Origin of the sequence: Pseudochrobactrum lubricantis (assembly GCF_041929865.1) — a bacterium.
Classification (GTDB): domain Bacteria; phylum Pseudomonadota; class Alphaproteobacteria; order Rhizobiales; family Rhizobiaceae; genus Pseudochrobactrum; species Pseudochrobactrum saccharolyticum.
Genome location: NZ_JBHEEE010000006.1, coordinates 17,342 through 39,687, shown reverse-complemented (window position 1 = coordinate 39,687; position 22,346 = coordinate 17,342). Strand labels below are relative to the sequence as shown.

At 53.5% G+C, this 22,346-nt stretch carries 21 protein-coding genes; 9 read left to right on the top strand and 12 right to left on the bottom strand.

Annotation, left to right across the window (positions count from 1 at the left end; genetic code table 11):
* From JNC80_RS13075 to JNC80_RS13045, 7 genes are all read right to left on the bottom strand, one after another.
* Positions 1–591: a 7-cyano-7-deazaguanine synthase gene (locus tag JNC80_RS13075; RefSeq protein ID WP_024896895.1), complete on the bottom strand. Its 591-nt coding sequence runs from the start codon at positions 589–591 to the stop codon at positions 1–3.
* Positions 588–1,295: an 8-oxoguanine DNA glycosylase gene (locus tag JNC80_RS13070; RefSeq protein WP_024896894.1), complete on the bottom strand. Its 708-nt coding sequence runs from the start codon at positions 1,293–1,295 to the stop codon at positions 588–590. Before JNC80_RS13070 ends, JNC80_RS13075 begins: the two co-directional genes overlap by 4 nt.
* On the bottom strand, positions 1,292–2,695 hold the full coding sequence (locus JNC80_RS13065; RefSeq protein ID WP_003497299.1) for a toll/interleukin-1 receptor domain-containing protein: 1,404 nt from the start codon (positions 2,693–2,695) through the stop codon (positions 1,292–1,294). The genes JNC80_RS13070 and JNC80_RS13065 overlap by 4 nt, the downstream gene beginning before the upstream one ends.
* Before the next feature lie 44 nt (positions 2,696–2,739).
* Entirely contained in the window at positions 2,740–3,477 is a 738-nt protein-coding gene (locus JNC80_RS13060) for a PfkB family carbohydrate kinase (protein WP_353612169.1), read from the bottom strand.
* A gap of 456 nt (positions 3,478–3,933) precedes the next feature.
* Positions 3,934–4,722 (bottom strand): hypothetical protein, encoded by a 789-nt coding sequence (locus tag JNC80_RS13055; protein ID WP_198647619.1) that lies wholly within the window; start codon positions 4,720–4,722, stop codon positions 3,934–3,936.
* A gap of 72 nt (positions 4,723–4,794) precedes the next feature.
* On the bottom strand, positions 4,795–5,289 hold the full coding sequence (locus JNC80_RS13050; protein WP_024896892.1) for a TIR domain-containing protein: 495 nt from the start codon (positions 5,287–5,289) through the stop codon (positions 4,795–4,797).
* 518 nt (positions 5,290–5,807) lie between these two features.
* Positions 5,808–7,211, bottom strand: a complete 1,404-nt coding sequence (locus JNC80_RS13045) for a tyrosine-type recombinase/integrase (protein WP_003497302.1) — start codon at positions 7,209–7,211, stop codon at positions 5,808–5,810.
* Positions 7,212–7,589: 378 nt separating this feature from the next.
* On the opposite strand from JNC80_RS13045, the gene JNC80_RS13040 reads away from it, so the two are divergent.
* Positions 7,590–8,369 carry a glycosyltransferase family 25 protein gene (locus JNC80_RS13040; protein WP_376710609.1) on the top strand — a complete coding sequence of 260 codons (780 nt, stop codon included), beginning with the start codon at positions 7,590–7,592 and terminating at the stop codon, positions 8,367–8,369.
* A 5-nt stretch (positions 8,370–8,374) separates the two neighbouring features.
* On the opposite strand, the gene JNC80_RS13035 is transcribed toward JNC80_RS13040, so the two are convergent.
* Positions 8,375–9,262 carry a LysR family transcriptional regulator gene (locus JNC80_RS13035; protein ID WP_376710608.1) on the bottom strand — a complete coding sequence of 296 codons (888 nt, stop codon included), beginning with the start codon at positions 9,260–9,262 and terminating at the stop codon, positions 8,375–8,377.
* Positions 9,263–9,391: 129 nt separating this feature from the next.
* On the opposite strand from JNC80_RS13035, the gene JNC80_RS13030 reads away from it, so the two are divergent.
* Positions 9,392–10,249: an EamA family transporter gene (locus tag JNC80_RS13030; RefSeq protein ID WP_022711273.1), complete on the top strand. Its 858-nt coding sequence runs from the start codon at positions 9,392–9,394 to the stop codon at positions 10,247–10,249.
* A gap of 3 nt (positions 10,250–10,252) precedes the next feature.
* On the opposite strand, the gene JNC80_RS13025 is transcribed toward JNC80_RS13030, so the two are convergent.
* The 3 genes from JNC80_RS13025 to secA form a co-directional block, all read right to left on the bottom strand.
* Complete coding sequence (locus tag JNC80_RS13025) at positions 10,253–11,374, bottom strand: GNAT family N-acetyltransferase (RefSeq protein ID WP_376710607.1); 1,122 nt, start codon at positions 11,372–11,374, stop codon at positions 10,253–10,255.
* Positions 11,375–11,377: 3 nt separating this feature from the next.
* Complete coding sequence (locus tag JNC80_RS13020; protein ID WP_376710704.1) at positions 11,378–12,610, bottom strand: lipopolysaccharide biosynthesis protein; 1,233 nt, start codon at positions 12,608–12,610, stop codon at positions 11,378–11,380.
* Between the two features lie 375 nt (positions 12,611–12,985).
* Positions 12,986–15,706 (bottom strand): preprotein translocase subunit SecA, encoded by a 2,721-nt coding sequence (secA, locus tag JNC80_RS13015; protein ID WP_376710606.1) that lies wholly within the window; start codon positions 15,704–15,706, stop codon positions 12,986–12,988.
* A 393-nt stretch (positions 15,707–16,099) separates the two neighbouring features.
* Between secA and JNC80_RS13010 the strand changes: the two genes are divergently transcribed.
* From JNC80_RS13010 to JNC80_RS12990, 5 genes are all read left to right on the top strand, one after another.
* Entirely contained in the window at positions 16,100–17,026 is a 927-nt protein-coding gene (locus JNC80_RS13010; protein WP_075657333.1) for a peptidylprolyl isomerase, read from the top strand.
* A 296-nt stretch (positions 17,027–17,322) separates the two neighbouring features.
* On the top strand, positions 17,323–18,564 hold the full coding sequence (gene argJ, locus JNC80_RS13005) for a bifunctional glutamate N-acetyltransferase/amino-acid acetyltransferase ArgJ (protein WP_376710605.1): 1,242 nt from the start codon (positions 17,323–17,325) through the stop codon (positions 18,562–18,564).
* The gene (locus tag JNC80_RS13000) at positions 18,564–19,325 is read left to right on the top strand and encodes a GNAT family N-acetyltransferase (protein WP_376710604.1); all 762 of its coding nucleotides are present in this window, start codon (positions 18,564–18,566) and stop codon (positions 19,323–19,325) included. Before argJ ends, JNC80_RS13000 begins: the two co-directional genes overlap by 1 nt.
* A 10-nt stretch (positions 19,326–19,335) precedes the next feature.
* Complete coding sequence (gene mutT / locus JNC80_RS12995; RefSeq protein ID WP_075657337.1) at positions 19,336–19,746, top strand: 8-oxo-dGTP diphosphatase MutT; 411 nt, start codon at positions 19,336–19,338, stop codon at positions 19,744–19,746.
* 122 nt (positions 19,747–19,868) lie between these two features.
* Complete coding sequence (locus JNC80_RS12990) at positions 19,869–20,225, top strand: hypothetical protein (RefSeq protein WP_022711265.1); 357 nt, start codon at positions 19,869–19,871, stop codon at positions 20,223–20,225.
* Positions 20,226–20,234: 9 nt separating this feature from the next.
* Here JNC80_RS12990 and JNC80_RS12985 read toward each other — a convergent pair whose 3' ends face one another.
* Positions 20,235–21,110, bottom strand: a complete 876-nt coding sequence (locus tag JNC80_RS12985) for a methyltransferase domain-containing protein (RefSeq protein WP_376710603.1) — start codon at positions 21,108–21,110, stop codon at positions 20,235–20,237.
* Positions 21,111–21,261: 151 nt separating this feature from the next.
* Here JNC80_RS12985 and JNC80_RS12980 point away from each other — a divergent pair, with 151 nt between their 5' ends.
* Both JNC80_RS12980 and grxC read left to right on the top strand, forming a co-directional pair.
* Positions 21,262–21,993, top strand: a complete 732-nt coding sequence (locus tag JNC80_RS12980; RefSeq protein ID WP_376710703.1) for a ComF family protein — start codon at positions 21,262–21,264, stop codon at positions 21,991–21,993.
* An 85-nt stretch (positions 21,994–22,078) separates the two neighbouring features.
* The gene (grxC, locus tag JNC80_RS12975; protein WP_033316077.1) at positions 22,079–22,342 is read left to right on the top strand and encodes a glutaredoxin 3; all 264 of its coding nucleotides are present in this window, start codon (positions 22,079–22,081) and stop codon (positions 22,340–22,342) included.
* The last annotated feature ends 4 nt before the right edge of the window (positions 22,343–22,346 follow it).

Genomic DNA, 22,346 nt, shown 5'->3' with positions numbered 1-22,346 from the left:
TCAGACCCCCTCAGCCTTGAATTCATTACATGCTATGCACGCTCCACAAGGTGTTTCACCCCCGAGATGACAGGAATAAGTGCCCTCGATGCCTTTAAGCGTCGCGAGTTCGATGACTTCCTGCTTGTGGAACGACGAGAGCGGTGCAAGGACCTTTATTTCACGCCCCATGCTCCTTGCGATCATTGCCTCCGCCTCCTGCAAGAACGCCGATGTCTGGTCAGGAAACAGGCTGGTTTCCTCATGGAGGAGTCCAATCGATATCGCATCGGCGTCGCGCTGAAATGCGTAGGCTGCTGCTACAAGCAGAAAGAGGAGATTTCGACCAGGAGTAAACGCATCCTCCAGCACTCGCTGGTTCGGGTCCGTCAACCCGGACTTAATGAGGCGGCCATAGCCCGACAGGTCGGCCACCTCCAAATCTGGTAGCTGCAACTTGGCCATCGCTGACCGGCAAGCCGCGTGCTCTCGATCGCGGGATCGCTGCCCATAGTCGATGAAAATCGGATATTGCTGAATCCCTTCCTCTTTTGCGAGGTAGGCGACCAGCGTGGAATCAAGCCCACCGGAAACGAGAGTGACAATGCTCATGCTAACGCGCGCTCCGTATCTTGAGAACCCGCAACCCGCATCACTATCCAGATCGCCCAATCCATAAGGCCGACTGCAAATCCGAGCCTATTTGCATGTGAAATCAGTTTATCTTCTTGCATGTGATAGTGTGAAAGCTTCGAGATGGCTCGGCCGGCCCCTGTGTAGAGTCCAATAATCGTCATGTAGTTCAATACGTGGCGATCCAGGACTGCGAGATCGTAGCTGATACCTGCGTTACGCAGGAACATACTCGCCTGCTTTGGCCCGATTCCAGCTACGTTCGACACAAGCCACGAGCGAGCGGTTGCCGCATCTCCGAAGGCATGCACGAGTGAGCACAGGTCCCCGCTTTCCTGCGAGACCGATTCGCGCGCAGAGGCCAATTGCATCGACTTTGATCGAGGAAAGCGATAATTTCGAAGGCTGCCGTTCACCAGTACAGGTTGACGGAGAACCCCGAGGATTTCATCGGCGAGTTCGGCCCGGGGTGCCGATGTGTTGAGGAGAAGCTGCCGTTTATCCAAAGCATCGGCGGTGGCTACGGCAAGCCCATACGGTACTTGACTGCTGAGCAGGCAGCATGAGAGTTCCCACCAGAGATTTCGCTCGTCAAGCGCACTCTGAGAGCGCTTAGCCCGCTCTTCAATCTCCGGGCATATTGCGGCAACGGCGTGCTCCAGCCTGGCAGCATCGTTTCTCATCTGAACAAATCCGGCATTTGATCCCTAAGTTGTTTTGAATTGGATTGGCCCAACAGGCCGACGGCAAATGCTTCTAAGCGATTTGTTGAAGCGGCAGCCTGCAAGTCGTGGGTTAGCTCCCGATAGTAGTCCAAATTATGGAAGGCAACTTTACCTGCGTAGTCTATATTATCGTCGGAGAGCGCAGAAACAGTGATGGCCGAAGCCGCCATCTGCGCCTGGTATGCGAAAAAATCGAAATGTTGGTAGTGATTTAATCTGTGCTGCTGTCGGTCAACGGCAACCCGGCACCACTCTAACCCATCGAAGCTGTCTGCTCCAGCTGCCGTTAGGATCGCTATACTCCATGGATTTCCCGTACCCAAGAGATGGATCGGCTGATAAAAGGATAAGCGATCAAGCTCGTTCCGGACGCGCCTCATGGTCTGTGCGCGCTGGATCAGCCCTCGGCCCAACTCGCGCTCCGCCAGCGCGATCATCGGTGGCTGGAGCTGGTCGGCGACATCCCGCACGACCTCGGGGAGAATAGTAAGATCGTACCCTTTCGACCTAGTGGCGGGAGCATGAATGATTGGAAGGACGGGGGCTTTGGTGAACTTCCTGTCTCGTTCGACCGCTGCAATGACTTGCCCAACCGCACGCTTTCTGTCCCTCGACGGATCCATCTCGTCGAAGCAATACACCCAATCGTGTGAAATCCCTTCCAGCGCCAATTCGAAATCTTGGGGCTTCCAGCTGTCGTCGTCGCGTCGCGTCGCTTCATAATTGCCTGAATCGACGAGGACAAATCCGCCTTGCGCGCGGATACGCTTCAGCTCCTGCTGGATACCTCGAGGGCGGCGGGGTGGAAACAGGTCGTAGGCGGAGACAAGGACCGTCGATGTACCGAAGAGACGAAGAGCCTTAAGAGCTTCGAGAGGAACGAGTTGTGTCTCGTGTGATGACACGGAGAGGAACAAGCTCGGAAGGGGGACTCTACCCGCAGCGATGGCTGATGGGCGGGTTGGCGCCATCCTCGGCGGGACGACAGTCGAAATCTTGCGCATCAGGTGCTGGATACCAGGATGATCGTCTTCTCCGGTCCAGCCCAGAAGATCAACCGCACTATAGCCGTTAAAGCCGTACGGCGCATTTGTCGGAATGATCTTAGCGGGAATAATCGGAATATTATATTGCTCAGCTAAGCGGAGTTCGTCCTTTACATTACTCTTGTCCTTAGCTGTCGGCGACCAGAGCGGAACGACGCATTTTGTATTCTGGATTTCACGTTCGATCACGGTCGAGAAGTCGCCGACGATTTTATCGTCCCACCAAACATCCCATCGGGTTGAAAGTGTTTTTACTAATCTCTCCGCCTGTCCGACATCTTCTCGTGAATAGACTATGTAGACGTCTGACATACGTAATTACTCCCCCCAGAGTAGTGAATCAGAAGTCTCACAAATTATGCGTCGCCGCAACTGTCTAGGCTACGGCAAGATGCACGAGGCCAGGCAGCTCGGTACAAAGACGAGGCGAAGTCGGGAACAATCGTAACGCCGAGATCGGAGAGTGCAGCGATATCGGACCGCTGCTCCTCGTCCAGTATTACAATATTTTGGTGAGATCGCGTTGCGCAGAGTCGTCGAATTTCCGTTGTGCTCAATCCGTCCGCCACTAGAAGTGAAGGTGCATTTTCGAGGAATGAATCTGGGACCTCATCGAGTTGAGGTGAGAGCACTTCAACACCAAGCTCTTTCAGGCGGAAGCGCGCCTCCTCAAGCGTATACCGCCTTCCGATTGTAGATGTTGAGCCATGCAGAACAATCCGGTTTGGTGCCTGCCCTGTTATGGGCTCGCGGCTACTGAGCAAGTCGGTTTGCACCGGAAGGGTCATTGTCTCACAGTAGGCGGACACCGATCGGGAGGCGAGGTCCGCGGCTTCGGCCGCGGAAGTTCCGGCTTCGCCCCAATGATATGCAAACACGGCACTGAAGACATCCCCTGTTCCGATCTTGAAGACCCGAGATGAATAATATGCGGGAATGGTATTAGGTTCGGCATGACGCTCAAAGACGGTGACCCCCCGCACCCCTCTTTTTACGACTATCACAGTCACCCGATCGCCATGCGACATGGCTTTCGCGGCGGCAGTCGCCAAGTCGGTGCAACCCGCATAGCGGCAGAGCTCTAGCTCATTCATAACCAAAGCAAGCCGTTTCGCTGTCGAGCCATTGGCTCCAAATGGCTCAGGACGGACAGCTGTCTGAGGATCGTAAATCGCGCGGACAGCGTGCACGATGGCAGATCCTTCCAGGAACCCGAATCTCAGGACCACATCTCCCGAAACATGTATCGGAGGCTGCTGAGGAAATGACCCAGGTCGCGGCTCGATGTGTGGTTGAGACAGTGGGTGGAAGTACGCAAATGCGATCGCAATATCGGAATGGGTGCGGGATAGCCGCACACCGAGGTCCGACAGTTCGTCCGCTCCCGGGCTGCTCTCGTCCCGTGCATAGGTGTGAAGAGTGCTCCCTGGCGAAAGAGCACTGACGGCTGCCGCCGCGCGCCCGCCCGAGCCAAACTGTGCGTTCCACTTCGGCGTTTCGCACAATTCGCGATATAGTCCACCTGCGATTTGCATGATGCATACGTCCAGCTAATGGCCGATGATTGTCTGCATGCGGGCTAGTAGCGTCGCGGACAACTCGGCCCGACCTTGGTCGTTGTTGAGGTAGCGCACATATCGGAGATGGCGCAGGTCGAACGGGATATCGTGATCGCTTTGTGCAATGAGGATGACCTCTCGACCTAAGGTGTGTGCAATCCCGGCTTCGTAAAATACATTCGGATTTCGACCTGAGCAGTCACAGATCACGATGCGCGAACGATCAATCAGGGAAACGACATCCTGAATAATTGACGCATTCTCCCAGATGTCGTCCGCCCGTCGGCAACGAAGTCCGACACCTTGAGCAGCGTTTCGGATAGCATCAAAAACAGGATTAAACGCCGCATCGAAGGGCATCATGGCGGATGCAAGATGGGGGTCTAAATTCTCATGCTCGGCCAATGGGAAGACCGTTGGCCGCTGTCGCCGGGGGCGTACCTGGCGAAGTAAAAAGCGGTACAAGTCGACCTCTTTCACGGCCCAATGGTTGCGAGAGAATTCGAAATCTCGGGGCATGTCCAGTTCAGCCCGGCTATCATAAAGCAGCGAGTTTGTTAGGGGAGGAACGTCGGGGTCAAAGCTTACCTCGAGTGAGACTTCGCCCCCTACGATGCGCGCCCGGTTTATCTGCCCGACATACGCGGACTCATCGCCGGTCCCCTCTTCGCAGAAGAGACAAGGCAGAGCCGTAAGTTTGTCCAGAAGTGGCGTATTGTTCAATCTGAATAGTTCGGCGATATGCGCTTCCGTATATTCGAACATCCGGCCGATCGGCACAGTGACTCTTCCCGATGGCCAATCAGCATTAAACATCAAAAGATTGAAAATCGACGTCCCCTCCGCGTTAAATTACAGGCCCCAGCTACGATACTGATCCGTGCCGTAGTGCCGTGCTCCCCCGGCCCTTTCGGTGCGGCTCAAATGTTGGAATTCAGTTGGCCAATGTCTTATAGCATGTTCTATGGCCTTCAGTTTGAATGGTACGTGTACAACACAATGATCCCTAATGATCGGCGGGCACAAACTGTCCTGTACGCGGCTTTCATTGAGGTTGACGGCAATAATCGGCAGATCCAAGCTCAACGCGAGTTCTAGCTCCCACCTTACAAAGCGGAAAAGATTCTTGGTCGAGTTTCCAATCAACACCATAACTGCTGTCGATTGTCGCATTCGCTCCCGCAATTTCGATTTTACGTAATCCTCATTCTGAGCACGCGACGTCATGTTGTCGAGATCATGAGAGTCCACGAACTGGAACGGTATTCTGGGGTTGGCATGCCACCCCCGGACATACCGGTAAGCCCATTGGTCGTTATCGCCATCGAAAACGACGTAAGTCGACATTTTCCGTTCCCCCCAAGACTACTTAACGCTGAACCCGATCTACAAAACTCAGAAGCTTCCTTCGCCGCGTGCGAACCCCAACGCGATTCAGAACTCTCGGTCAAAGGCTCGAATCTCATCCTCGAAGGAAGAGTGAGCGTGCCCCTCCAAGAGACATAGCCTCAAACCTATGTTCGATTAAGAGGGAGAATGCGCGGTGCTTCCGGAGAAGCGGTCGTCGAACGTCGGCAGCTTTCCGCCCAGGCATCAAGGTCGCCGACCGCGTACCGGACGTAGCGTCCGAACTTGTAGAATGCCGGCCCCGTATCGAGAGATCGGTAGCATTCGAGCGTATGGGCATCGAGCGCCAGATATCTTGCCGCTGCGTCTGTATCGACAAAGCGGACGGGGCCAGCATCTTCCACGTAGACCGCGCGCGCGAGGAGGTCTGCGGACGGCCATTTTGCTCGGTTGTTAGGTCGCGACATGACGCACCTCCGTTCGTGCTTCGGCAGGGATCGATGTGAAACGGGGCGCGCTCATCGCGTTGCCTCCCTGTTTTCATCATGTCGGGCGCCGGGCGGGGTGGCGCGATTGGCCCCGTTGCGATGGCGGAATGGCCGATAGTTTCCGACCTTGGTGCGCGACGAATACTTGCCGTCTTCCAGGCCGGGAGGCGGCGACGCGGGCTCGGCAACGTCCGCTGTTTCCAGCGCGGCGCCGACCTCGATCTCGACCTCTGTCGACGGTTCCTCAGCGACCGGGGCTTCGGCGCCGACGACGATGCGCCTGCGCGCGGCGACCGCATCCGCAGCCATGCGCACCGGGTCTTCCTCGTTGTGAACGTAGCGCATGAACATGGTGACGGTCTTATGCGCCGTGAGCGCCATACCGACCTTCAATGGCACGCCCGAGTTCGCGATATCGGTTGCGGCGCGATGGCGGATGCCGTGCGTACCGACATGGGGGACGCCCGCTCGGGCAAGGATGCGCCGCCATCCGTGTTGATAGGTATTGTCCGTCATCGGCTTCGAGGGATCGAAGATCGACGGGCACACATAGGGCGACGTCTCGAAGCGCGGAGCCTTGCTGAGCAGCCGGTGAGCCTCGTCGCTGAGAGGCTTCGTCATTCCTCCCGTCTTGCTGTCAGGCCAGGTCACGCGCCGGCGTTCGAGGTCGATCCAGGCCCATTCGAGCGTAAGCACCTCGGACTTGCGCGCCGCCAGCTCGAACTGGAGCCGGATGGCGAGGGTGATGAAGGGATGCTCCAGGCCCTCCCGGTCCGAGCGGTCGAGATAGGCGAAGAGCTTGCGCATCTCCTCGTCGGTGATGAACCGGGTCGATCCGTTCTCCGCGAATTTCTGGACGTGCCTGCACGGATTGGAGCCGTCTGGCCGATATCCCCACAGTTCGGCGAGGTTGAACATCTTCCGAAGGGCAGCGAGCGTTCGATTGGCGTTCACCGGCCGGTCGGCCATGCCGGTCATCAATTCCGAGATGTGGGCGCGGGTGACTTCATGAGCCTTGTAGCGGCCCAGGCGCGGAAGGATGTGGTTCTTGATGTTCAGTTCGTTCGTCGCGACGGTGGAGGGCTTGTTGTGAAGCTTCGAGTGCTCCTCGATGAACTTGGTGCACAGCTCCTTCATGGTCGGTGCTGCGCGCGCGGCTGTCTTCTCCGCGCACGGGTCGCGTCCATAACGAACCTCCGCGAGCCAGTCCTGTGCCAGGTTGCGGGCCTGATCGACGGTGAGTTCTCCGAATCGACCTAGCGCGGGCTTCCGGCGGACGCCGGAATTGGTCACGTAGGCGAGCATGAAGATCTTGCCGCCGAACGGTGTGACTTTCAGCATGAAGCCCGGTACGATCGTATCGCGGAGTTCGTATTCGCGCTCCTTCGGGCGCGCGGCGTCCACAGCCGTCTTGGTGAGTTTGATTTTGGCCATCAGAGGTCTCCAAACACGTTAGTCGTAGGAGTCGCGCGAGGGTGTCTAGGAGCACGATTCCCGGCTATTGCCGGCAAGTATGGAGAAGTTTGAAGCCTACGATGGTCAAGCTAAATCATTGATCGTAGTAGGTTTTCGCGCTTTTACTTGCAATCGGCGGTGTTTAGAATATCGTCCTTTGGGCCGCTCAAAATCCGGTTCCGAAAGGAGTGTCGGTTCGATTCCGACCACCCGCACCACTTTTTCCCTGACAAAATTTCGCCGCAACTTTCTTTCACTTTTTTTACCGTAAACTTGAGTAAAATATACCTAATATCTCTTGAAAGATATGCGGACATATTTTACCGAAAGAGAATATTCTCTAGGGCGGAAATTGCAGTGAAAGCCTATTTGATTAATCTGGATCGTTGTCCTGAACGCTTGGTGCGCATGCAGGAGCAATTTGCCAAAGCGTCAGTTCCGTTTGAACGTGTCGCAGCTGTGGATGGCAAAAATCTCAGCGATCAGGAGTTGGCGTCCATCATTCGTATACCGTCCTGGAAAGAGCCTCTGACACGAACGGAAATCGGTTGTTTTCTGAGCCACCGGAAATGTCTGGAGCTTATAGCGCAGGGTGAAGATCGTTTCGCAGCGATTTTTGAAGATGATGTGACCCTATCGAAAGATACGCGACAGTTTTTCGAATCCACAGACTGGATTCCAGACAATGCCGAGCTGATTAAAATTGAAACTCAGGGCAAAAAAGTTCTGACTGACAAGCCGGTTGTGACAATTGCCGGTCACTATACAGTGGCACAATTGCGCAGCCAGCATATTCTTGCTGCCGGTTATATTGTTTCCCGTGATTGCGCGAGAAAATTATTGTGCCGTATGAATGATGCGGCCTCGCCGATCGATCATCTCCTCTTTACGCCATCCTGTGGTTTCTTCCCGCAAATGACGGTTTATCAGGTCAGTCCTGCAATTTGCATGCAAGCGGGGCTGGAAAGCACATTGAGTCCTGAGCGGTCTTCGCAATATTGCCCGCCGGCCAAAATGCAAAGGCTGAAAAGTGAAGTGAAGCGAGTGTTTGTCCGTGGTAAAACCGGTTTATGGGGACTTTACATCAATTGCTTCACCAAGAAGCGCTGGGGACGGGTTCCGGGCGCCCGTGACTGATTTTCTCAACTTTCGAGCTTTTCGCTTAAGAAATCGAGAAATACCCGCACCTTGGGTGCCAGATATTGGCGTGACGGGTAAAAGGCGTAAATGCCGGTTTCCATCTGCTGCCAGTCGTCCAGTGCTGTAACCAGTCTGCCTTCCGCAAGATCATTTTGCACATAGCTGAGCGGGATCAGGCTGAGGCCGAAACCGGCGCATAAAGCATCGCGCACTGCAAAACTGGATGAAACAATATAGCGTCCGGTCACCGGTATGCGCTCTGTTCGTTCTCCTTTGCGGAATTCCCATTCATGGACATGTCCGGACAGGCTGTAGCGAATACAGTTGTGGTGACGCAGATCCGCTGGTTCCTTGGGCTTACCGTGCTTTTCGAAATAAGAAGGCGAAGCGCAAACCACATGATGCAATGTGGACAGCCGTCTGCTTATGAGGCTGGAATTCTTCAGACTGTCGCTGCCTTTGACGGCGATATCGTAACCTTCCCTGACAATATCAATCTGCCGGTCATCGAGGTTCAGTTCCAGTGTGATCTCAGGATAGCGCTCTAAAAATTCCGGTATGAATCGGGACAGGCTGACAATTGTCATGGTCAACGGTGCCGTCACGCGCAACAGCCCGTATGGCTGATTATTATGTGGTGTCAGCGAGCGGTCGGCTTCTTCAAGCTGTTCGATGATCGGGGCAATCTGATCATAATAGAGCGTACCGGCTTCCGTCAGGCTCATGCGTCGCGTGGTGCGGTTGAACAGCCGGACTTTCAGATGGGCTTCAAGCTCACCGATGCTTTTTCCGACCGCTGCCGCAGTCAGACCGCTAGCGCGTGCAGTTTCGGCAAAACTGCCCAGCTCAGCGGTTTTGCGGAAGAGACGTAATGCGCTGAGCTGATCCATATCTTGCCTGTCATTGAAATATTCAAAACTTTTGGTTGGCAATATAATCGTAAAACAAGAAATTATCATCTCCAAAAATTGTAATTATGGTGCGCTGTACCGGCATATGAGAACTTACGGAGACAATATATGACATCGACACGCACGGATTTGCTGCTGACAGCATTGGCACCGGCGATCTGGGGCAGTACCTATATTGTCACCACGCAAATGCTGCCTGCCGGTTATCCGATGACAGTCGCGATGCTGCGTGCTCTGCCTGCGGGATTGTTGCTTTTGCTGCTTGTCCGGCAACTGCCGCAGGGTATCTGGTGGCTGCGTGTGTTTATCCTTGGTGCGCTGAATTTTTCATTCTTCTGGGCAATGTTATTTGTCGCTGCCTATCGCTTGCCCGGTGGTGTTGCAGCCACAGTGGGCGCTGTGCAGCCACTGATTGTCGTGTTTCTGGCGCGAATGGTGCTAGGAACGAGATTGCGCATTGTTGCGGTAGCCGCAGCTCTGGCAGGGATTGCCGGTGTGGCGCTCCTCGTTTTGAAGCCCAATGGTGTGCTGGATCAGACAGGGATCATTGCAGCGCTGGCCGGTGCATTTTCGATGGCTGCGGGCACGGTTCTGAGCCGCTATTGGCAACCGCCGGTTTCTCCACTTACTTTTACTGCATGGCAGCTGACGGCCGGTGGTTTGTTGCTGGTACCTGTAGCTCTGTCGCTGGAGCCCGCTTTGCCGGTACTGACACTGACAAACTGGCTGGGGCTGATTTATCTCGGCCTGATCGGCGGTGCTGTCACCTATCTTTTGTGGTTTCGCGGATTGGCACGACTGGAATCATCTGTCGCTGCTTCACTCGGTTTTTTAAGCCCGCTGACAGCTGTGATCCTCGGCTGGGTATTGCTGAACCAGCAACTGAACTTGTTACAAATCACCGGTATGGCGATTGTGCTGTTCAGCGTCTGGCTCGGGCAGCGTGTACAGGCGCGTAAAATTTGACGTTTAGCGTTTCAGTCGTTTTTGCAGGCGGGATTTGATGTGGCGTAATGCTGAGCGCAGGCGGTCATAGCGGTCGAGCTGGCGGGCTATTTTAGACACGTTCTGCTGGCTTTGGGCGCCCAGGCCAAGAATAATTGTGCCGAAACTCTCGCGCTCATGAAACAGGCGCGACATCACCGGATGATCGGGAATGGCGCAGGAATCGGTGATGCGCAATGCCGGATTTTCCAGATGGTTTTTCAGTACTTCGATCATCAGCAGCACACCGGGAGAGTAGGCGCGCAGAGCTTCGTCATAGGCGGTTTTCCACGTCCATGCCTGATCCCCCTGCACAAAGACCACAAGGCTGGCAATGAGCCTGTCATCCAGTGTCAGGGTATGAATGCGTACCAGATCACGCTCGGCCAAGGAGAGGACAGTTTCACGGGCAAAATCCGCATCAGCCTGTTTGCTCAGAAAAGCCGTGCCGCGTGTACCTTTCCAGCCTGCAGCTTCCAGTGACAGAAAGTCATTGAATGCATCTTTGATCGCGGTTTTGTCCGCAATGATCTCGTATACCAGACTGCCTGTTTCGGACAGTCTGCGCCACAGGCGGCGATATTCACGGCGATGGTTTTTACCGATTGCATTCGTCAGATAGCTCTCTGCATCGCTGCCATTAGACAAAACCGGACGCTCTTCCTGCCGCATGATATGAAGCGGCAGATTTTGGCGCTGTGCCAGTTCTTTGAGCGCAATTGCAAAAGCTGCATTGAGATTGATATCCGGCAGAATGAGCGTATCCGGCAACCCGAGCTCCGGTTGCTGCAATACAGTCAGCGCTGTTTCCAGAGTGTGTGTCAGGTTGCCTGCAGCGATTAATGGTGTGCCTTGCGTGGCATAGATATTGCTCCAGCCACAAAGAGATTTTTTTAAACCAAGTCCGGCACGGGCAAGCTGAAAGGGCATCAGAAATGCGGTTTCAGGATCATCGTCAAGGAGCACTGCGCAATTATCGGACGCGAAATGTGCAACTGCAGGGCGCAAAAAATCCGGATGATTGAAAATATTTGCTTCTGCAACAGACGGGATCTGCAAATTTTTCAGATGCTCAAGAGCTTCAGCTTTCTGCAAGATTTGCATCATGATTTAATCTCCGGCACGGCGGGCTGAAGGGGCAAACACAAACATTGTGATACCCAGACGTTTATAAACCACAAAGGAGAGGGTGGCTGCTTCTGTGGCCATAGCGCAAACCGTGGCAATTGCTGCGCCACTCAAGCCCAGAAGCGGGATCAGGGTAATGTTCAGCGCGATATTGACGATCAGTGCCAGCGCATAGAGCAGCGCGCAGATATTCTGATTGCCGGACATGGAGAGCAGGCTTTCGCAAGGGCCGACACTGGCACGCGCAATCACCCCGAAAATCAGGATGAACAGCAGCGGATAGCCTTTGGTGAATTCATGGCCGAACAATGCCAGCAAAGGCCAGCCGGCGGCCAGCAGCAGAATGCCGAGCAATAAAGACGGCCAGAATGTCCAGCGGGCGGAGTTGCGGGCGAAATCGTTGAAGGCCTGCTTGTCGCCGCCATGAAGCAGCTGGGAATAGCGCTGGGCGACACTGGATTTGACGGCAAAATAAACGAAATGCGCCAGCGCCAGCACTTTGGTGACTGCAAAATACAGTGCAACACTGTCCGGCTCCATCATGCGGCCGACCATCAGCACATCAATATTGATGAGCAGGAAGAAGAAACCTTCAATGAGGAATATCGGCAGGGATACCCGTATCCATTCCCGTAAATGATAGGTTCCCGCACCTTTAGGCAGAACTGTTGCAATGCGTTTGCGCAGGAATAGTTGCTGGCTGATGACGGTCAGCGCAGTGCCGGAAAAGGCTGCGATAAGTGCTGTGGTGGCCTGCGGCTGCCATCCTGTCAGCAGCAGCAAGATGAAGATCAGCAGCATCATCAGCGGGCGGAGAATATAGCCGGGGCTGAGTGCTGCCAGAATCCAGCCCTGTGAGCGTGCTGTGCCGTCATAAATATTGCCGAGCGCAATCGCCGGAATACAAAGAATGCCGATAAGGAAAGCTGGCCAGTAATAGGGCGCAAATTGCGCACTCAGACTATTGAGAAGAACAATTGCAATCAGGGTAATGATGCTTGCACTGATGAGCGCGAAAACAGGACCGGTGCGCAGAATACCGCGTGCATCATCTGTTTGATTTTTCTGCAAATATTGCGGAACATAGCGGATAATCGTGGTGTGGAACCCGAAACAGGCGAGGTCGCCGAGAATAAGCGTAACCGTCCAGACAAGGACATAAATACCGAATTCAAAACTGCCCATCAGACGGGCCAGCACAACCTGACTGAGCAGTGCCAGAGCCGCACCGGCAATGCGAATTGCAAAAGCAATCAGCGAAGAGCGTTTGGCCTGAGCCTGTTCATCCTCACCGGAGAACAAGCCCTCTGCCCGTAGCAAAAAAGGACGCAACTGTTCTGCCCGTTTTGCAGGCAGGAATCTTTCAGCCAGTGATGTGATCTGAAATTTTGCAGGCAATGCGTCTCTCGGAAAAACTTTGATATGCAGCTGTTGTTGCACAGAATAGTTTAAAAGTCAGTCTATGTGCTTACCACAAAAGAAAACACCGCCTGCGAAGACAGGCGGTGTTCTTTATCAATTTATAGTTTTTTCTTGCGCATTATCCTTCGCAAAACCGCTTCACACTTTTGCTGGAAATGCTTTTATCGTTTAAACAAAAGCGCCGTGGCAATGTTTGAACTTCTTACCGGAGCCGCAAGGGCAGGCTTCGTTACGGGCAACACGACCCCATGTCGACGGATCAGCCGGATCACGGTCTGCCGGATCAACAAAGCGGTCGCTGTCTGCCAGACGCGGGCCTTCAGAACCTTCGCCGAAATCATCTTCACCGGTGGTGCCGTCAATATGGTGGCCATGCATTTCAGGCAGTTCCGGCTGCGATTCTTCACGCATGATTTCCACGCGCATCAGCTGCGATGTCACAACTTCACGCAGGTTGGACAGCATGGCCTGAAACAGTTCAAAACCTTCGGTCTTATATTCGTTCAAAGGATCGCGCTGGGCATAGCCGCGGAAACCGACAACGGAACGCAGATGGTCAAGATTGACCAGATGCTCGCGCCACAGATTGTCCAGAGACTGCAGGATGACGGATTTCTGCACATAGGCCATGATCTGCGGGCCGAAGCGCTCTGCACGGTCAGCAGCAGCCTTATCAGCAGCTTCCTTGATACGCTCTTCGATCTGCTCTTCGGCAATGCCTTCTTCTGCCGCCCATGCATCCACCGGCAGGTCGAGATTGAGGACTTTGAGTACCTCTTCCTTCAACTCCGGCACACGCCATTGTTCGGCATAGGCATTTTCAGGAATATGGGCACGCACCATATCCTCGATCACTTCATGGCGCATTTCATCGACCGTTTCAGTCAGATCTTCTGCATCCATCATTTCCAGACGCTGTTCGAAGATCACCTTACGCTGATCATTCATCACGTCATCATATTTGAGCAGGTTTTTACGGATTTCAAAGTTGCGGGCTTCGACCTTTTTCTGAGCCTTTTCCAGCGCTTTGTTGATCCATGGATGCACAATGGCTTCGTCTTCTTTGAGACCCAGCTTCTGCAGCATGCTGTCCATACGGTCAGAGCCGAAAATGCGCATCAGATCGTCCTGCAGAGACAGGAAGAATTTCGACTTGCCCGGATCGCCCTGACGGCCGGAACGGCCACGCAGCTGGTTGTCGATACGACGGCTTTCGTGACGCTCTGTCGCCAGAACATAAAGACCGCCGGCAGCCAGTGCCTGTTCTTTCTTCTGAGCGATATCCGCTTTGATTTCCTGAATTTTGGCATCGCGCTCAGGACCGGCAGGTACATCCGCCAGTTCCACCTTCACGCGCATTTCCAGATTGCCGCCGAGCTGAATATCGGTACCGCGACCGGCCATATTGGTCGCAATGGTGATCGCGCCCGGAACACCGGCCTGTGCAACAATATAGGCTTCCTGCTCGTGATAACGGGCATTCAGAACCTGAATATTCTTCACTCCGTCTTTTTTCAGACGTTCAGCCAGAATTTCGGATTTTTCGATGGAAGTTGTACCAACCAGAACCGGTTGGCCTTTTTCGTGGGATTCACGAATATCGCGGATGATGGCTTTATATTTTTCATCAACCGTACGGTAAACTTCGTCATCGGCATCAATACGGGCAACCGGCAGATTGGTCGGGATGGTTGCAACATCAAGGCCGTAAATATTGCCGAATTCTTCCGCTTCCGTTGCTGCTGTACCGGTCATACCGGCCAGTTTTTTATACATACGGAAATAGTTCTGGAAGGTGATCGAAGCCAGTGTCTGGTTTTCCGGCTGGATCGTTACTTTTTCTTTGGCTTCCAGTGCCTGATGCAGGCCTTCGGAATAACGGCGGCCCGGCATCATACGACCGGTAAATTCGTCGATGATGACCAGTTCGTCATTACGGACGATATAGTCCTTGTCGAGCTGGAACAGCTTATGGGCACGCAGGGCGTTGTTGAGGTGGTGAACAACAGCCACATTCTCAACATCGTAAAGGCTTTCGCCTTTCAGATGACCTGCAGCTTCCAGCAGTCTTTCGATCTTTTCTGTGCCGACTTCGGTGAAGATCGCAGTCTTCTGCTTCTCGTCAACTTCGTAATCTTCCGCCTCAAGCTGCGGAATGAAAGTGTCGATCAGTGAATAGAAGTCTGAGCGGTCTTCCAGCGGACCGGAAATAATCAGCGGGGTACGGGCTTCGTCGATCAGGATCGAATCAACTTCGTCGACGATGGCGTAGTTATGTTCGCGCTGCACCATCTGGGCGCGCTCATATTTCATATTATCACGCAGATAATCGAAGCCGAGTTCGTTATTGGTTGCGTAGGTAATATCGCAGGCATAGGCCTCGCGGCGCTGATCGTCATCAAGGCCGTGAGCAATCACGCCGACAGTCAGACCGAGGAAGTTGTAAAGCACGCCCATGGTCTGCGCATCGCGGGTGGCGAGATAGTCGTTGACTGTCACGACATGCACGCCTTTGCCTTCAAGGGCATTGAGGTAAACCGGCAGGGTAGCCATCAGGGTTTTACCTTCACCGGTGCGCATTTCCGCGATGGAGCGGTCATGCAGCACCATGCCGCCGATCAGCTGCACATCAAACGGGCGCATACCAAGTGTGCGTTTCGCCGCTTCACGCACCGTGGCGAAAGCATGAGGTAGAATGTCATCCAGTGTTTTGCCGCTGCTAAGCTGGGCACGGAATTCATCGGTCTTAGCCTGAAGCTCAGCATCGCTTAAGCCTTCATATTGTTTCTCAAGCGCGGTAATTTCTGCTGCGCGAGGACGAAGGCCTTTGATGCGACGCTCATTGGATGAGCCGAAAATCATACGGGCGAGACCGCCAAAGCTGACCATCGCTGGTCCTTTCTTAAATCTTCAGCCAAGTGTGTCGCCGCCTGCGCGGCGCTCTGTCATCGGCTTTATTTGTTTATGCGAGACTTATGGCAAGAAAACACGCTGTCGAAAAGACATTTCGCGCAATTTCTCTCTGGCAGCTCTCTGGACGCAAAGCCGATGGACAGATAAGAGGGGAGTGCGGCGATGTCAATGATTTGACAACAGTCATAGTCCCGAGCAATGCGATTATATGCGCATAACAAAAGGGACTATTACTGCTGAAATATATATATTGTGCAGAAAATTGCCATATCGCCTAAAAACTATTCTGCTTTATCCGAATGAGAGCGAAGCAGCAAAATTCTGCCTTATTCTTGGGACGGTACTTCGTCCCCGAAGGAGAAATCACTGATGACCCGTACCCGTAAAGTCCTGATTCAGCTTGCAGCCGGTCTGCTTTTGACCACTGCTGCAGGCTCTGCCTATGCGCAAGGCACCGCTGCAAAGACTGAAACTGCAGCAAAACCGGCTGAAAAAGCCGATCCGAACAAAGTGCTTGCCACTGTAAACGGCGTTAAGCTGACACAGGGCGAAGTTGATCAGGCTTCGAGCGATCTGGATCCGCAGTTCTCCCGTTTGCCGGATGATCAGCGCCGTCTTGCTGCACTGGCTGCTCTGGTTGATATCAAAGTTCTGGCCGCTGCTGCGAAAACTGAAAAACTCGACGACAGTGCAGATTTCAAACAGCGCATCGAGTTTCTGAAAGACCGCGCGCTGCATAATGAATATTTCCAGACTGCAATCGTAGACAAGATCTCCGATGCAGATGTACGTGCCCGTTACGACAAGGAAATCGCGGCAATGCCTGCGAAGAACGAAGTTCGTGCGCGTCATATTCTCGTAAAAACTGAAGACGAAGCCAAAGCAATCATCAAGAAGCTTGAAGGCGGCGCCAAATTTGAAGATCTGGCAAAAGAAAGCTCAACCGATGGTTCTGCCGCACAGGGCGGTGATCTGGGCTATTTCGGCGAAGGCATGATGGTGCCTGAATTCGAAAAAGCTGCCTTTGCACTGGAAGTCGGCAGCTATACCAAAGAGCCTGTGAAGTCGCAGTTCGGCTATCACATCATCAAGCTGGAAGATAAGCGCCAGCAGCAGCCGCCTGCATTTGATGAAGTGAAAGATCAGGTTCGCTCGATCGTCATTCGTGAAAAATATATCGAAATGGTCAAGAAGCTGCGTGACGGTTCGAAAATCACTTATGAAGACGAAGCTGTTGCCAAAGCGATGAAAGAAGCTGCTGACGCACAGGATGCAGCTGCGAAAGCCGCTCAATAAGCTTACATTTTGCTTTGATGTGATTGCCAATCTGGTAAGTTTAAGGCGAATTTTGATAAAAATGATCACCTGCCCTGATTATTTCGGGCAGGTGATTGCATTTTATGCCTATCCGTCATTTATTGGCCTCAACCTGAGGTGAAATGGCGGGTGATTTGATGTGCCGACAGCATCTGAAAGGCACTCAGGATACGAGCTGTTTTATTTCGGTTAAAATTCATTGGTATTTAGCCGCATGACCCTGACGCAAAACTATTTTCAGTTTTGCCGGTAATGCTCTTATTCTTGAGGCACGCATGTCTTCTTCTGTTTCTCCGCTTGCACCAAAACATTATCCTGCCATGCCGGTGATTACCGGTGTGCGAATGGCAACTGCCGAAGCGGGGATTAAATATAAAAACCGAACAGACGTGCTGATGATGGTTTTTGATAAGCCTGCTTCAGTTGCCGGTGTTTTCACCCGCTCCAAATGCCCGTCTGCGCCGGTGGATTTTTGCCGCGAGAGCCTGAAACACGGAACAGCCAAAGCGGTGATCGTCAATTCCGGTAATGCCAATGCCTTTACCGGTAAAAAAGGTCGTGAAACAACGACAGCCACAGCCAAAGCCGCTTGCGAAGCGCTGGGCTGTGAGGCGCACGAAATCTTTCTCGCTTCAACCGGTGTGATCGGCGAGCCGCTGGATGCCGGTAAATTCGCGCATCTCTTCGGTGATATGAATGCGCGTGCCGATAATAATGGCTGGCTGGAAGCTGCCAAAGCGATCATGACCACCGATACCTATCCGAAAGTGGCAACGGAAACCGTGCTGCTTGGCAGTGTACCGGTTACTATTAACGGCATCGCCAAAGGTGCCGGTATGATTGCGCCGGATATGGCGACCATGTTGTCTTTTGTGGTGACAGATGCGCCGATTGCCTCTGATGTCTTGCAGGGCCTGTTGTCCAAAGCGGTGGATTCCAGCTTCAATGCGGTGACTGTGGACAGCGATACTTCCACATCCGATACGCTGATGCTGTTTGCAACCGGTACTGCTGCTGAGCGCGGCGCGGTAGCTGTAACATCATCCGATGATGACCGTCTGGCAGAATTTGACCGCGCTTTGCGCAAGCTTCTGAAAAATCTGGCTTTGCAGGTTGTGCGCGACGGTGAAGGCGCACGCAAAATGCTGGAAATCACCGTGAAAGGTGCGGTTTCTGACATTTCTGCCAAGCGTATTGGTCTGTCGATTGCCAATTCCCCGCTGGTGAAAACCGCTGCTGCCGGTGAAGATGCCAATTGGGGACGTGTGGTGATGGCTGTTGGTAAAGCGGGTGAACCGGCTGACCGTGATCGTCTCGCCATCAGTTTTGGTAATATCCGCGTGGCGGTCGATGGTGAACGCGATCCGGATTATTCGGAAGCAGCTGCTTCTGCCTATATGAAGGGTGAGGATATTCTCATCACGGTTGAGCTTGGTATGGGCGAGGGCACAGCCACGGTCTGGACTTGCGATCTGACCAAGGAATATGTGGCCATTAACGGTGATTACCGGTCGTGATGTCTGAAATTCGTCAGTTTGAAGAGCTTGGTTTTCATGCATGGCCCGCTTTGCAGGTCACGCATTTCGGGGACTGGGCTGTTCAACTGACACCTTACTATCCGTCAAAACGCGGCAATTCGGTTAATCTGCTGAACCCGGCTGATGATGCGGATCTGGCGCAGCGGGTCGAGGCCTGTGAAGCGCTGTTTACAGCGCAGGGCAAACAGCCGGTTTTCCGGCTGACACCGCTGGCACCGCTCGCATTGGCCGATTATCTGGTAAAGCGCGGCTATACGGCCACCGGCGCATCATCAGTGATGGCCTGTGATTTGCGTGATAACGCAGCGTTGAAGACCCCGCAGCCGCGTCTGCCGTTACGGCTTGTGCAGTTTCGTGACGGGCAGGAGATCGGCTATAGCCGGATTTCCGGTGCGTTTCACGACCGTCCTGAGCCGCTGGTGGAGGGACTGGCGGAAGTTCTTCGTTCAATCAAGCCGCAGAAATATGTCATTGCCGGTTTTGCCGGAGCTGAACCTGCGGCAACACTGCTTTGTGTGAGTGAGAACGGCTATACCGGTCTGCTGGATTTGTGTATTGGTGAGGCGTTCAGACGGCGTGGTTTTGCAAAAGCACTGGTTCTGAATGAGATGGCGCAGGCCTTATCCCGCGGCGATCATTGTTTCTGGTTGCAGGTGGAAAGCGCGAATGCAGCAGCGCGTGCTTTGTATCAGGGTTTAGGCTTCACCACTGTCTATGATTATATTTATTATTGCAGATAGGTAGTATTTGATGACTGAGGGCAAAAAGATTGTGCTGGTGGCAGCCTGTGCGCTGATTGATACGGATGGCCGTATTTTGCTGGCACAGCGCCCTGAGGGCAAAAATTTGGCCGGTCTTTGGGAGTTTCCGGGCGGTAAAGTTGAAAGCGGTGAAACACCGGAAGATGCGCTGATCCGCGAATTGCAGGAAGAGCTGGGCATCATCACCAAACATGCCTGTCTCGCACCACTCACTTTTGCCAGCTATTCTTACGATAAATTCCATCTGCTGATGCCGCTTTATATCTGCCGGCGTTATGAGGGCATTGCCCGCTCGATGGAAGGGCAGGCGCTGAAATGGGTCAAACCAAAAGACCTGCGCTCCTATCCTATGCCGCCTGCTGATGAGCCGCTGATCCCTTTCCTGATGGATCTCCTGTAATCCTCCAGCGCATCCTTGATAATTGCCGGTTATTTTTAGTCGTAAGACGGGTTTTTACGATTTTGTTAAGGGATGATTCACTGACATGCCGCATGGTGGGATCATCGCGCCGGAGTATGACGATGAGCAGCAATCGCAGTCAGTATCAGTCAGAATTTCTGACAGACTTTTTTAAAGATGATGAAGAGACAAAATCGGGCTTTATGCCTGTTGCCAAAAGCGGCTTTGTCCGTTGCATTTTGCTGTTCGGTTCCGCAATTCTCGCATTGACGCTGGTCATTGTGCCGGTGCTGAGCCAGAAAGCCAATAAGCAAACCGCGCAATCGCTGTTTCCTGCCGGTGTGGATATGATGTCCACCGGTTCTATTCAGCGCGGCAATACTGACAAAGCCTATATTGAGCGCAAAAGCCTGCTGCAATCCTCACCGGAAGCAGTTTGCGTGATTGCCCGTGACGGCTCACAGCAGGGCGACTGCTGATCTTTCTTGTTACTTTTTCGGTTCTTTTTCCGTAGCAAGCAGGGCTTCAGCCAGTGAAGCCTTGGCCGATCCCGGTTTCAACGGCTGCTGCTGCGAGGCATGCGGGGCCCAGCCGGACATCCAGATGAATGAGAATGTTGCGCGGATGCGTCCGTCAGGATCGCTGAAGCGTTCGGCATAAATCTCCGCAGCCCGCATGAACAGACGACGGCCAACCGGTTTGCGCGAACGGCTGGTGAGAATATTGGCCATACCCATGGCGCGGATATCGGCCATCAACGCAAACATATTGTCATAGCGCACAGTGACATTCTCAATATCCGTCACCGGTAGTGCAAAACCGGCACGCTGCAACAGGGCGCCACCATCACGCACATCGGCAAAAGGTGCCACACGCGGGCTGACGCCGCCGGTCAGCTCAGACTCGGCCTGCAACAGTGATTCACGCAGCTCTCCGAGTGTGCCGGCACCCGCCATACAACCGAGAAACAATCCGTCAGGCTTCAGCGCCTGTTTGATTTGCATCATCAGTCCCGGCGTGTCATTGGTAAATTGCAGGGATAAGAGCGAGATAATCAGATCAGTACTTTGTGGTTCCAGCGGCAGATATTCCGTGCTGTCTTTTGACTGATAGTCAATGCTTTCAATCACTTCTGCCTTGCCGGATTGCTGCAAAGATAAAGCAGCAGACGGTGTATAAGGATTGACGATTACAGCGCGGGAAAACTGACGCTCAACCGTTGAAAGCCTGTCTTCCAGATCCTGCACCGTGCGCTCCAGCAGAAAATCCGCACCACTTACATTGCGCTGTATCGCCCGTTTCAGGCGCTGTTGCAGCAATGCGCTGTCGAAAATAGTGTTTGGTGTGGTTTCTGTTGCTGGCATTTTTCGTATCCCGATATTTCTCTGGACTACACCGGTGCATCTGGCATGGTGATGTAAATGCGTTCAATCGGGGGCGAATGCAATGGGGGAATTGCCGCTTTCTCATGAAACTGTTGTGAGAGAGACAGGTTTTCAGCGCTTGCTGCAAAATATGCAGGCCTGTTTAAAAACACTGCCGGACAGGATTTTTCCGGCACTTTGCGAGGGTTGCGACAGCCCCGTTTCACAGGCCGGCACTTTATGCGGGGCTTGCTGGAATGAGATGCGCTTTCTGGAAGCGCCATTGTGTCCGGTGATGGGTACGCCCTTTACCCATGATTTTGGCGAGCATTTTCTCTCAGCCGAGGCAATTGCCGATCCGCCGCCTTTCCGGCGCTTGCGTTCTGTCGCTTGTCACGATGGTTCAGCCCGTCATGCCGGTATTTCGCTGAAATATTATGACCGGCTTGATCTCGCCCCCTGGATGGCACGCTGGATGCAGCGGGCGGGGCATGAATTGCTTGAGGGATGTGATGTGATTATTCCGGTGCCGCTGCATCGTAAACGCTTGTGGAAACGCCGTTATAATCAGGCGGCAGAACTGGCGCGGGTTTTGGCGAAGCTCAGTGGCAAGGTCTATGATCCTTCTGCATTGCAACGCATTAAAGATACACGGCAACAGGCGGAGCTGAGCCAGTCCGAGCGGTTGCGTAATGTGGCAGGTGCATTTCAGGTGCCTGAGGCAGGGCGAAGCAACGTGCAGGGGCGCACTGTGTTGCTGATTGATGATGTTTATACGACCGGTGCGACAGTCAAAGCGGCCTGCCGTGCTTTGCTGAAAGCAGGAGCGGCAGAGGTGGATGTGCTGACGTTCGGCAGGGTTTTACCGGACATACAGAAATAATACCCGCGACAACAAACCGACAGCAAATGCTTGGATGATTGTGCAGGCATGGTTATATAGAGTTGAAACTCTGGAGACTCTTGAAATGAATGTTGAAATTTATACCCGTGACGGCTGTGGTTACTGCGCACGTGCAAAACAATTGCTGAATGAACGCGCGCCTGGCTACACGGAATTTAATGCGAGTGTTGATCCGAAATATCGCGAAGAAATGATGACCCGCTCCGGCGGTACAACATTTCCGCAGATTTTTATCGGTGATGTGCATGTCGGCGGTTGTGACGATCTTCATGCGCTGGATCGTGCAGGCAAGCTGGTTACTCTGCTGGAAACCGGTAAAGCAGACTAATCTA